The sequence below is a fragment of the Streptomyces sp. NPDC005784 genome (assembly GCF_042871525.1).
Taxonomy (GTDB): domain Bacteria; phylum Actinomycetota; class Actinomycetes; order Streptomycetales; family Streptomycetaceae; genus Streptomyces.
In genome coordinates this window covers 119,923-131,871 of the sequence record NZ_JBIAIQ010000016.1, presented here as the reverse complement: position 1 = coordinate 131,871, position 11,949 = coordinate 119,923, and the positions used below count along the sequence as shown (strand labels likewise).

The following is an 11,949-nucleotide window of genomic DNA, read 5'->3' as shown; positions in this document are numbered from 1 at the left end:
CCAGTTATCTGACGTACCGTCAGATTCTTTGAGCCGACTGTTCCACCGTGCGCATGGACCGTCAATAGCTGATACAGCGTCAGAGAGCACGTCGATCTGGCGGACTCGCCGTCAGAGGACACTCACGCCCGCGAGCCAGCCGCCGTCGATCACGAACGGCTGCCCGGTGATGTACGAGGAGTCCTCACCGGTCAGGAACAGGGCCAGCCGGGCCACCTCCTCCGGCCGCCCGATCCGGCCGAGCGGCACCAGCTTGCGGTACAGCTCGTCGAGCGCCTGTGAGGCCTCCTCGGTGTTCGCGCCCGGGTCGAGCTGCGCCGGGTTGCTCATCGCCGTGTCGACGGCCCCCGGGCAGACGGCGTTGACGCGGATCTTCTTGGCCGCGAGTTCGAGCGCCGCCACCCGCGTGAGGCCGACGATGGCGTGCTTGGTCGCCGCGTACGCGCCCACGTACGCCATGCCTGTAAGCCCTGTGTACGAGGCCGTGTTCACGATCGTGCCGCCGCCCGCGGCCGCGAGTTCGGGTGCGAGGGTCTTGATCCCGAGGAACACCCCGACCTGGTTGACCTGCACGATCCGCATGAACTCGGCCAGCGGGGTGTCGACCAGTTCGTTGAAGCGCAGGATGCCGGCGTTGTTGACCAGCCCGTCGATCCGCCCGTAGGCCGCCCGCACGGAACGCACCGCCTCGGCCCAGTCGTCCTCCTGGCTCACGTCCAGGTGGACGTAGTGCGCGCCGATCTCCTTGGCCAGCGCCTCCCCCTGGTCGTCGAGCACGTCCGCGACGACCACGCGCGCGCCCTCCGCCACGAAGAGCCGCGCCTCCTGCTCGCCCTGCCCGCGCGCCGCGCCGGTGATGAGGACGACCCGCCCGTCCAGCTTGCCCATGCGCTGACTCCCTAGTTGAGGTGGGGTGCGACGTCCGCGCCGAACGCCGTTATCTGGTCGAGTAGTTCACTGCGGCCCCGGCTGCGGAACCGCACCTGTACCTGGTGCACGCCCATCGCCCCGTACTCCCGCAGCGACTCCGCCAGCACCTCGGGCGGCCCGCTCAGCGTGCGCCGCCCGACCTCCCAGCCGGGATCGCCGACGTACAGCGGCTCGGTGATGGCGCCGATCGTCAGGGGTTCCTCGATGCCGGCCTCGGCGCGCAGGCTGCCGAGCCGGGCGATCTGCCCCGGCAGCCGGTCGCGCGGATCGCCCTGCGGCAGCCAGCCGTCGCCGCGCTGCGCGGCCCGGCGCACGGCGGCGGGCGAGGATCCGCCCACCCACACGGGCACCCGTTCCTGGGCGGGCCTCGGCCGCTGCCCGAGCCCTTCGAAGTCGTACGTCTTGCCGTGGTGGACGGGGAACTCGTCCGGTCCGAGCGCGGCGCGCAGCGCGTCGATCGTCTCGTCGAGGACGGCTCCCCGGCGCGCGAAGTCCGCCCCGACCGCCTCGAACTCCTCCTGCACGTGCCCGGCGCCCACCCCGAGGACCAGACGGCCGCCCGACAGATGGTCGAGGGTCGCGTACTGCTTGGCCGTGACGAGCGGATGCCTGAGCCCGACGATCGCGACATGACTGAGCAGCCGCACACGCTCGGTCACGCCCGCGAGGTAGGCGAGCGTGGCGACCGGGTCGTACCAGATGGTGCTCATCGCGCCCGCGAGCCGACGCGGGATGGCGACGTGGTCGCAGCTCGCGACATAGGCGAATCCGGCGCGGTCGGCGGCGCGGGCGATCTCGACGAGGTCGTCGGGGCCGGCGGCCGCCTCCCACGGCTCCGCGTAGATGGTGCTCTGGGACTGGACCGGGAGCTGCATCCCGTACGCCAGTCGCCCTTCGGGCAGTACCTGCATGGGCCCGCACCTCTCATCTGACGGTCCGTCATTTTCCAGGCTGCGCTGCCATAGTCATTGCTGACGCATCGTCAGACAAGAGGCGGGCGGGTACGGGTCGCCGCGGTCCGCCGGAGTGTCCGGCGCGCCTGCGGACGAGGACACTGGACCCGCCGACCGGCCGGTGGCGTGTTCAGCCCGCCCAGAGGCCGTCCGCCGTCAGTCCCAGCAGGTCGATCGCGTTGCGCCGGACGATCCGGTCGATCACGTCGGCGTCCAGGTGGCCCATCTGGGCCTCGCCGACCTCCCGGGACTTCGGCCAGGTCGAGTCGGAGTGCGGGTAGTCGGTCTCGTAGAGGACGTTGCCGACGCCGATCGCGTCGAGGTTCTTCAGCCCGAACGCGTCGTCGAAGAAGCAGCCGTACACGTGCTCGGTGAAGAGCTCGGACGGCGGCCGGTGGACCTTGTCGGCCACACCGCCCCAGCCGCGGTTCTCCTCCCACACCACGTCGGCGCGTTCGAGGATGTAGGGGATCCAGCCGATCTGGCCCTCCGCGTACATCACCTTCAGGTTCGGGAAGCGCTCGAACTTGCCGCTCATCAGCCAGTCGACCATCGAGAAGCAGCAGTTGGCGAAGGTGATCGTGGAGCCGACCGCGGGCGGCGCGTCGGCCGAGGTCGACGGCATCCTGCTGCTGGAGCCGATGTGCATGGCGATGACGGTGCCCGTCTCGTCGCACGCGGCGAGGAAGGGGTCCCAGTCGTCGGTGTGCACCGACGGGAGCCCGAGATGCGGCGGGATCTCGGAGAAGGCCACCGCGCGTACGCCACGGGCGGCATTGCGCCGTACTTCGTCCGCCGCAAGCCGGGCGTCCCACAGCGGCACGAGGGTCAGCGGTATCAGCCGTCCCCTGGCCTTGGGCCCGCACCAGTCCTCCACCATCCAGTCGTTGTAGGCCTTCACCCCGAGAAGGCCCAGCTCGCGGTCGGTCGCCTCGGTGAATGTCTGCCCGCAGAAGCGGGGGAACGTGGGGAAACAGAGGGCGGACTGGACATGATTGACGTCCATGTCGGCCAGGCGTTGCGGTACGTCGTACGAGCCGGGGCGCATCTGCTCGTACGTGATGATTTCGAGTCTGATCTCGTCACGGTCGTAGCCGACGGCCGTGTCGAGGCGGGTGAGGGGCCGGTGCAGGTCTTCGTAGACCCACCAGTCCCCGACGGGGCCGTCGTCGCCCGGTGCGCCCATCACGGGGGCGAACTTCCCGCCCAGGAAGGTCATTTCCTTGAGGGGCGCGCGGACGACGCGGGGCCCGGTGTCCTGGTACTTCGCGGGCAGCCGGTCCCGCCAGACGTCGGGGGGTTCGACCGTGTGGTCGTCCACCGAGATGATCCTCGGGAAGTCGGTCCCGGCGTCCGCCGAGAGGCTCTGCGCGGTTTCCGTGGTCTCCATACGGGCCACGGTAGCGCCGATCTGACGGCCCGTCAGCTCTCCGGCGGCTCTCCGACGACCGGCGCGGCCGGCGGCAGCGGAGGGACGAATTCACGTGGACGTGTGGGGAGTCCGTGTGAGAACCGTGTGTCCTACCGGGCGGCACCCTGTGATCGCTGTCTCGCACGGCTGACGCATCCGCCATGAACAAGGCAAACTGGCCTCGTTGTACTGACAGTTCGGCAGGGGGACAGCGATGGACGGTGTGCCGCGAGTACCGAAGCAGTGGCACCCGGGCTCCGAGGAGCCCGCGGCGTTGCGCTTCAGCGTGCTCGGCCCGGTGCGCGCCTGGCTCGGGGACGATCCGCTTCCGGCCGGGTCCCCGCAGCAACGCGCCCTGCTGGCCGCGCTGCTGCTCCGCGACGGGCGTACGGCCACGGCGTCCGAACTCATCGACGCCCTGTGGGGCGACGAGCCCCCGTCCCAGGCGCTGGCCGCCCTGCGGACGTACGCCTCGCGCCTGCGCAAGACGCTCGGCGCCGAGGTCCTGGTCAGCGAGTCCGGTGGCTACGCGATCCGCTCCCTGAGCGAGGGGGCGCTCGACCACGTGCGCGCCCAGGAACTCGCCGCCGACGCCGAGAAGGCGCGCGGCTCGGGTGACCTGTCACGCGCCCGCGACCTGCTCCGGGAGACCCTCGCCCTGTGGGACGGCGAACCGCTCGCGAGCATTCCCGGCCCCTACGCGGAGACGCAGCGGGCCCGTCTGGAGGAGTGGCGCCTGCAACTCCTCGAATCCCGGCTCGACATGGACCTGGAGCAGGGCTTCCACGCGGTGGCGGTCTCCGAACTCACGGCGCTCACCGCGGCGCACCCGCTGCGCGAACGCCTTCGTGAACTCCTGATGCTGGCGCTGTACCGCTCCGGCCGCCAGGCGGAAGCCCTCGCCGTGTACGCGGACACCCGGCGGCTGCTCGCCGACGAACTGGGCGTGGACCCGCGGCAGGGCCTGAAGGAACTCCAGCAGCGCATACTCCAGGCGGACCCGGGCCTCGCGGAACCCTCCGCCCCGAAGGCGGAGCCCGCCGCCGCCCTCGTCCGCCCGCACCAACTCCCCGCGACCGTAACCGACTTCACCGGCCGGGCGTCCTTCGTGCAGGAACTGAGCGACGTCCTCGCCTCGGCATCCTCCGAAGAGGGCCGGGTCATGGCCGTCTCGGCACTGGCGGGCATCGGGGGCGTGGGCAAGACCACGCTCGCCGTGCATGTCGCCCACCAGTCCCGCGGGGCGTTCCCCGACGGACAGTTGTACGTCGACCTTCAGGGCGCCGGATCGAGGGCGGCCGAACCGGAGACGGTCCTCGGCGCCTTCCTGCGGGCCCTCGGCACGGCGGACTCGGCGATCCCTGACTCCCTGGAGGAACGCTCCGCCCTCTACCGCTCCGCCCTCGACGGCCGCCGCGTCCTGGTCCTGCTCGACAACGCCCGCGACGCCGCCCAGGTGCGCCCGCTGCTGCCCGGCACCGAGGGCTGCGCCGCCCTGGTGACCTCGCGCATACGGATGGTGGACCTGGCGGGCGCCCATCTGGTGGACCTCGACGTGATGTCTCCCGAGGAGGCGTTGCAGCTCTTCACGAAGATCGTGGGCCAGGAGCGGGTCGCCTCCGAGCGGGAGGCCGCCCTCGACGTGGTCGCGGCTTGCGGCTTCCTTCCCCTGGCCATCCGTATCGCGGCGTCCCGGCTCGCCGCCCGCCGCACCTGGACGGTGTCGGTGCTCGCGGCGAAGCTCGGCGACGAACGCCGCCGGCTGGACGAACTCCAGGCGGGCGACCTGGCCGTCAAGGCCACCTTCGAACTCGGCTACGGCCAACTGGAGCCGGCCCAGGCCCGCGCTTTCCGCCTGCTGGGCCTCGCCGACGGCCCGGACATCTCGCTGGCGGCCGCGGCGGCGGTGCTCGACCTCCCGGCCGAGGCCACCGAGGACCTCCTGGAGTCCCTCGTCGACACCTCCCTGCTGGAATCGGCGGCCCCCCGCCGCTACCGCTACCACGACCTCGTACGCCTCTACGCGCGCGCCTGCGCCGAACGCGACGAACAGCCCCCCAGCGAGCGGGCCGCGGCCATGTCGCGGCTGCTGGACTTCTACCTGAGCACGGCGGCCGGGGTGTACGCGATCGAACGGCCCGGGGACCGCCTGGTGGACCATCTGGAGCCGACGGCGTACCCGGGCCTGGTGTTCGAGGACCGGCACCGGGCACAGGACTGGCTGTACTCGGAGGCGATCTCCCTGCTCGCCTGCGTCCGGCAGTCCACCAGGGGTGGATTCCTCCGGCGCTCCGTCGACGCGCTGTGGGCCTCCGTGGATCTGGCGGAGTCCGGCACGAACTCCAAGGCGTACGAGGGGGTCGCCGCCGCTCTGCGCGAGGCGGCCCAGGAGGCCGGCGACGCGCACGCCGAAGCACGGGCCCTGGTCACCCTGGCCTACGTCCACTACTACACCGGACGCTTCGACCCCGCCCGTGAAGCCGCCGTGCAGGCCCTCGAACTGGCCGCCGAGACAGACCACCTGACGAGCTGCTGGGCCTCCAACACGCTCGGTGTGATCGCCCTCTACCAGAACCAGTACGACGACGGCGAAGCTCATCTCACCCGGGCGATCGAGAGCTTCCGGGCCTGCCACGACCGGGCCGGCGAGGCGAGCGCCCTCTGCAACCTCTCGCGCATCCACCTCGCCACCGGGCGCACCGGGAGTGCCGTGTCGCTGGCCCAGCAGGGCACCGACATGTACGACGGCATGGGCCATGCGCTGAAGGGCGCCAACGGCCGCTACGCGCTGGGCCTCGCCCTCACCCAGAGCGGTCGGCTGTCCGAGGCGACCGCCCGGCTGGGAGAGGCGCTCGCGGTGTTCCGCAACAGCCGCCAACGGCTCTGGGAGGGCATGTCCCTGTTCCGCCTCGCGGAGGCCGATCTCGCCGCCCAGCGTCCGGCTCAGGCGGCGGCGAACGCCGAGACGGCGCTGACGGTGCTGCGCGGCATCGGCGGCGAGTGGCGCAGGGGCAACGTCCTCATCGTGCTCGGCCAGGCCCTGAACGCGATCGGTCACTCCGGCCGGGCCCAGGTCTGCTGGCGCGAATCCCTCGACATCTTCCAGACGTTGGGGGCTCCCGAGGCCGCCACGGTCAGGGCGCTCCTCAATCCGCTGGCCGTCGCGTAGGACCTCATAGGCGGTCGCACGTCCGGTCGTTCATCGTTCGTTTATCGCTGCCCGGCAGTCTCTGTCTTGTCGATCCGTCGCGTCGGGGGGCAGATGGGACGACCTGAGGCCGTAGCACTAAGGTAATCGGCCCCGAGTGCCCGTCCGGCGGCCCACGGGGGAGCTGCCGGACGGGCCGCTCAAAACAACGCACCGAGACTGTCAGGGGGACAGCCACCATGAGCGACACCAACAGCACCGACAACATCCACGCCACGGACGAGCCGACGGGCGACGCCTCGACGGACAACATCCACGCCACGAGCGAGCCCCTCACCACCAAGAACCTGATCACCAAGAACGACGGCACCGGCGACGCGTCCACGGACAACATCCACGCGACGGACGAGCCGGTCTAAGTCCCATCCCGGGGGGGGGCGGACTTACACCACACGGGGATCGGCCGCGGCGGCGCGGAGGGGGAGCCGCCGCGGCCGCCGTGCGTCCGGGGGCGGTACGCACCTGGTGTGCTGGAGGTGGTGCGGCGGCGGGACGCCGGCCTACAGCCCCCGGACCGCCACCCTGGGCCCGCACAGCTTCTTCAGGTCGTCCTCGTCCGACGTGTAGAGGACCACGTTGCCGCGCTGCCGCTCGGCGATGGCCGCCAGGGCTGCGTCGATGGCGTGCTTGTGGCCGTGCAGTCCGCTCTCCGCCAGCAACGCGATCGCGGCATCGGCGATCTCCCGCGTCACGGGTTCGACGACGATACGGGACATCGCCCAGGACCAGGCCGACCGCTTCACCTGGCCGTGGTAGGCCTCGATCAGGGTCATGGAACTGGTCACGACACCGATTCCGGCCCGGTGAGCGTCCACGAGCCGGGCGGTCATCCGTCGTTCGCGCAGCGCCGCCCGGGACAGGGCCTCGCAGTCCAGCACATAGATGTCGGTGCTCATCAACCCGCCATCGGCAGGCCGGGGCCGCCCGTGCCGGACGCGGCATCACGCTCGGTGAAGTAGCGGTCGAGCTCGCGCCGCTCGGCCTCGGCCGCCGCCAGCTCCTCCTCTGTGAGGGGCCCGCCCTCCTCCTGCATCCATACCACCAGCTCCCCGAGCCGGTCCCGCTCCCGCTGGCGCTCTATGGCTTGACTGACATACGCGCTGAAGCCCCCCGGCCCCACCTCGCTCCGGATCTCCTCCGCGAGCTCCTCCGGCAGCGTGACGGTGTACTTCTTGGTTGCCATACCAATTACCATACCAACCTCACCGCCCCCGCAGCTCCCCCTTCACCACCTTCCCGCTCGCGTTGCGCGGCAGTTCGCCGACGAATTCGACCGTGCGGGGCACCTTGTAGTTGGCCATTTCGCGGCGGGACCAGGTGATGAGGTCGTCGGCCGTGAGGGTGGAGTGCGGGCGGCGGACGACGTAGGCCTTGCCGACCTCGCCCAGCCGGCTGTCCGGTACGCCGATGACCGCCACGTCGGCGACTTCGGGGTGCAGGTCGAGGAGCTGCTCGATCTCCGCGGGGTAGGCGTTGAAGCCGCCGACGATGAACATGTCCTTGATCCGGTCGGTGATGCGGAGGTTGCCCTCGGGGTCGAGGACGCCCACGTCGCCGGTGCGCAGCCAGCCGTCCGGCGACAGGACCGCCGCCGTGGCCTCGGGGTCCTCGAAGTAGCCGCTCATCACGTTGAAGCCGCGGACCAGGACCTCGCCGGGAGAACCGGGAGCCGCCGGGGCCCCCGAGGAGTCCGCCACCCGTACCTCGGTGTCCGGGATCGCCCGGCCCGAGGTCGAGGCGATCACCGCGGGCGGGTCCCCCCTGCGGCACATCGTGACGATGCCGCTCGCCTCGGAGAGCCCGTACGCCGTCAGGACCGTGTCCACGCCGAGTTCCGTGCGCAGGCGCTCGACCAGGCGCAGCGGGACCACGGCGGCGCCGGTCACCACCAGCCGCAGCGCGGAGAGGTCGTACGTGTCACGGGCGGGGTGATCGAGGAGGGACTGGTGGAGGGTGGGCGGGCCGGGGAGGACCGAGATGCGTTCCGCGGCCACGTTCGCGAGCACCGTGTCCACGTCGAACACCGGCTGCGGCACCATCGTCGCCCCGCGCATCAGACAGGCGATGATCCCGGCCTTGTAGCCGAAGGTGTGGAAGAAGGGGTTCACGATCAGATAGCGGTCGCCCTCGCGCAGACCGGCGAGGTCGCTCCAGATCTCGTAGCCGCGCAGCGTCTGCGCGTGGGTGATCAGGGCACCCTTCGGCCTGCCCGTGGTGCCCGACGTGAAGATGATGTCCGAGGGCAGGGCGCCGGACACGGCCGCGCCCCGACGGCGTACTTCGTCGCGCCCCACGCCCTCTCCGTCCGCCAGGAAGTCCTTCCAGGTACGGAAGTCGGCGGGGGCGTCGTCGGCGAGGACCACCACCTGCTCCAGGTGCGGGAGGCCGGGGAGCGGGCCGGTCCCGGCGGCGGCGCCGGTGTCGGCACCGGTGTCGGCACCGGTGTCGGCACCGGTACCGGGGCCCGTTTCCGGGGGCTCCCCGGCCGCCCGGCGCAGCGACGCCACGTACGACGTGCCGAGGAACGTTCCCGTCACGAACAGCAGCTTCGCCCGGCTCCTTGCCAGTACGTACGCCGCCTCGGCGCCCTTGAAGCGGGTGTTGAGGGGGACGAGGACCGCGCCCGCGGACACCGCGCCGAGGGCGGAGACGATCCAGTCGAGGGTGTTCGGGGCCCAGATGGCCACGCGGTCACCGACGCGTACACCGCTCGCCAGACAGGCCGCCGCCGCGCGTTCCACCCGGGCGCCCAACTCCTCGTAGGAGATGCGTGTCCGGCCCTCGACGACCGCCTCGCGGTCCGCGAAACGGGCCGCCGCCGACCGTACAAGACCCGGGACGCCGCCCCACTCCAGGTCACCGCGCATCGCGTACCTCCCGCCCGAGGACCACTAGCTGACTCACCGTCAGATTAGCTGTAGCCTGACGGCCTGTCAGCAGCCGGGACCGTGTGCGGAGGTCACCCATGCCAGGGATCAAGGACGCCACAGCCGTCGTCGGAATCGGACAGACCCCCTTCGCCAAGCAACTCCCCGAGTCCGAGAAGGCCTTGGCCTGCCGTGCGATCCTCACCGCCCTCGACGACGCCGGCATCGCGCCCGCCGAGGTCGACGGGCTCGCCTCCTACACCATGGAGGAGACCGACGAGGTGGAGGTCGCCAAGGCCGTCGGGCTCGGGGACCTCACCTTCTTCAGCAAGGTCGGTTACGGAGGCGGCGGTTCCTGCGCCACCGTCGCGCATCTCGCGGCCGCCGTCGCCGCCGGTCAGGCGACGGTGGGCGTGGCCTGGCGTTCGCGCAAGCGGGGCAGCGGGCCGCGCCCCTGGAAGAACACGGCCGTCCAGCTCCCCACCCCGGCGCAGTGGACCCGGCCCTTCGGGCTGCTGCGGCCCGCCGACGAGATCGGGATGCTCGCGCGCCGGTACATGCACGAGTACGGGGCGACCCGCGACCATCTCTTCAACGTGGCATTGGCCTGCCGCAACCGCGCCAACCAGAACCCGGCCGCGATGATGTACGAACGCCCGCTGACCCGCGAGATGTACATGACCTCCCGCTGGATCAGCGAGCCCCTCTGCCTCTTCGACAACTGCCTGGAGACGGACGGCGCGCTGGCGTGCGTGATCGTCTCCGCCGAGCGGGCCCGCGACTGCCGGCGGCGGCCCGTGTACGTCCACTCCGCCGCACAGGGCCTGCCCGCCCAGCACCACGGCATGGTCAACTACTGGAACGACGACCCGCTCACCGGACCCGCCTGGACCGCCGCCCGACACCTGTGGAAACACGCCGACTTCACGCCCGAGGACGTGGACGTGGCGCAGATCTACGACGCGTTCACGCCCCTCATCCCCCTCTCGCTGGAGGGGTACGGCTTCTGCGGGCGGGGCGAGGGCGCGGCCTTCACGGAGGGCGGTGCTCTGGAAATCGGCGGACGGCTGCCCGTCAACACCGGGGGCGGCGGGCTCAGCGAGGCCTACGTGCACGGCTTCAACCTGATCAACGAGGGCGTGAAGCAGTTGCGGGGCACGAGTACGGCACAGGTGCCGGGGGCGGCGACCTGTCTGGTCACAGCGGGGGAAGGGGTCCCCACCTCCGCACTCCTGCTGAGGAGCTGAGGAGCCGAGATGAACGAGCTGAGCACGACGGACGGGCTGAGCAGGACGGACGGGCTGAGCAGGACGGACGAGTCCCTGCTGTCTCCCGTCCTCGACGACGACGGCGCGCCCTTCTGGCAGTACGCCGCCCGGGGCGAACTCCGCGTCCAGTCCTGCGCCGACTGCGGTGAACTCCGCTTTCCGCCCCGACCCTGCTGCCCGCACTGCCACTCCTTCGCGAACGAGTGGCGAAGGATGAGCGGGCGGGGACGGATCTGGTCGTACGTCGTCCCGCATCCGCCGCTCCTTCCCGCCTACGCGGCGCAGGCCCCGTACAACGCGATCGTGGTGGAGCTCGCCGACGCGCCACGGATACGGCTGGTCGGAAATCTGGTGAGCGGGCCGGACGAGCCCCTCGACTCCGTACCACCGGAACGGATTCGGATCGGCGCCCGGGTGCAGGCGGTGTTCACCGAGGTGAACGGCGTGACCGTCCCACGCTGGGTCCTGGAGCGGGCGTGAAGGGGGACGAGCCCCGGACGGGCGCCGAACGCCGGGAGAGCGGCGGCGAAGGGCTCGGGATCGCCGTCGACAAGGGCTCAGGTGTCGCCGTCCTCACACTCGACCGGCCGGACCGGCTCAACGCCATCGACCTCGGCACGGCGGCCGAACTGGTCGCCGCCTGGCGTGAGTTCCGGTTCGACGACACCGTACGGGCGCTCGTCGTCACCGGCGCGGGACGGCGGGCCTTCTGCACCGGGATCGACCGGGGCGCCGAGGTGCCGCAGCCCGACTCCCCCTACATGGTGGACGATCCGCTCGCCACGATCGGGCCGAAGGCGAACGACCTGTGGAAGCCGGTGATCGCCGCCGTGAACGGGATGGCGTGCGGCGGCGCCTTCTACCTCATCGGCGAGGCGGAGTTCGTGGTCGCCGACGAGGAAGCGACCTTCTTCGACCCCCACACGACGTACGGGATGGTCAGCGCGTACGAGTCCGTCTACCTCGCACAGCGGATGCCGTTCGGGGAGGTGGCACGGATGGCGCTGATGGGGACCGCCGAGCGGATCTCCGCGCGGCGGGCGTACGAGGTGGGGCTGGTCTCCGAACTCACCCCTCCGGGCGGGGCGTTGGCGGCGGCCGTCGAGTGCGCGGCGGTCATCGCGTCCTACCCGGCCGAGGCCGTCCAGGGGACGGTACGGGCGCTCTGGCAGGCACAGGAGGCGACCAGGGCGGCAGCCCTCGCGCACGCCCCGCAGCTCGTCTCCCTCGGCAACCTGCCGGGCGAACGGCAGGCGGAGCTGTTCTCCGCGCGGCGCCCGGGCGGGTTCCGGACGCGGTGAGCCCCGCGGGC

11 protein-coding genes are annotated in these 11,949 nt (G+C 71.4%); 5 read left to right on the top strand and 6 right to left on the bottom strand.

The window, feature by feature from the left end:
* Positions 1-111: 111 nt before the first annotated feature.
* The 3 genes from ACFYR3_RS24720 to ACFYR3_RS24710 all read right to left on the bottom strand — a co-directional run bounded on the left by ACFYR3_RS24720 (position 112) and on the right by ACFYR3_RS24710 (position 3,273).
* Positions 112-888, bottom strand: a complete 777-nt coding sequence (locus tag ACFYR3_RS24720; RefSeq protein WP_355847285.1) for a glucose 1-dehydrogenase — start codon at positions 886-888, stop codon at positions 112-114.
* An 11-nt stretch (positions 889-899) separates the two neighbouring features.
* Complete coding sequence (locus tag ACFYR3_RS24715; RefSeq protein WP_355847282.1) at positions 900-1,841, bottom strand: LLM class F420-dependent oxidoreductase; 942 nt, start codon at positions 1,839-1,841, stop codon at positions 900-902.
* Between the two features lie 172 nt (positions 1,842-2,013).
* Positions 2,014-3,273, bottom strand: coding sequence for an amidohydrolase family protein (locus ACFYR3_RS24710; RefSeq protein ID WP_355847279.1), 1,260 nt, complete (start codon positions 3,271-3,273; stop codon positions 2,014-2,016).
* Between the two features lie 235 nt (positions 3,274-3,508).
* Between ACFYR3_RS24710 and ACFYR3_RS24705 the strand changes: the two genes are divergently transcribed.
* Complete coding sequence (locus ACFYR3_RS24705) at positions 3,509-6,463, top strand: BTAD domain-containing putative transcriptional regulator (RefSeq protein WP_355847276.1); 2,955 nt, start codon at positions 3,509-3,511, stop codon at positions 6,461-6,463.
* 218 nt (positions 6,464-6,681) lie between these two features.
* Positions 6,682-6,861 carry a hypothetical protein gene (locus tag ACFYR3_RS24700; RefSeq protein WP_261701769.1) on the top strand — a complete coding sequence of 60 codons (180 nt, stop codon included), beginning with the start codon at positions 6,682-6,684 and terminating at the stop codon, positions 6,859-6,861.
* 141 nt (positions 6,862-7,002) lie between these two features.
* Here ACFYR3_RS24700 and ACFYR3_RS24695 read toward each other — a convergent pair whose 3' ends face one another.
* From ACFYR3_RS24695 to ACFYR3_RS24685, 3 genes are read right to left on the bottom strand one after another with little or no spacing between them, the layout of a single operon-like run.
* Entirely contained in the window at positions 7,003-7,398 is a 396-nt protein-coding gene (locus ACFYR3_RS24695; protein WP_355847274.1) for a PIN domain-containing protein, read from the bottom strand.
* Positions 7,398-7,685 carry a ribbon-helix-helix domain-containing protein gene (locus ACFYR3_RS24690; protein WP_261701771.1) on the bottom strand — a complete coding sequence of 96 codons (288 nt, stop codon included), beginning with the start codon at positions 7,683-7,685 and terminating at the stop codon, positions 7,398-7,400. Before ACFYR3_RS24690 ends, ACFYR3_RS24695 begins: the two co-directional genes overlap by 1 nt.
* Before the next feature lie 19 nt (positions 7,686-7,704).
* Positions 7,705-9,369, bottom strand: a complete 1,665-nt coding sequence (locus ACFYR3_RS24685) for a fatty acid--CoA ligase family protein (RefSeq protein WP_389284736.1) — start codon at positions 9,367-9,369, stop codon at positions 7,705-7,707.
* A gap of 98 nt (positions 9,370-9,467) precedes the next feature.
* Between ACFYR3_RS24685 and ACFYR3_RS24680 the strand changes: the two genes are divergently transcribed.
* From ACFYR3_RS24680 to ACFYR3_RS24670, 3 genes are all read left to right on the top strand, one after another.
* Entirely contained in the window at positions 9,468-10,616 is a 1,149-nt protein-coding gene (locus ACFYR3_RS24680; protein WP_355847269.1) for a lipid-transfer protein, read from the top strand.
* 75 nt (positions 10,617-10,691) lie between these two features.
* Entirely contained in the window at positions 10,692-11,117 is a 426-nt protein-coding gene (locus ACFYR3_RS24675; RefSeq protein WP_355847436.1) for an OB-fold domain-containing protein, read from the top strand.
* A gap of 59 nt (positions 11,118-11,176) precedes the next feature.
* Positions 11,177-11,938: an enoyl-CoA hydratase/isomerase family protein gene (locus ACFYR3_RS24670; protein WP_355847433.1), complete on the top strand. Its 762-nt coding sequence runs from the start codon at positions 11,177-11,179 to the stop codon at positions 11,936-11,938.
* Positions 11,939-11,949: the final 11 nt, after the last annotated feature.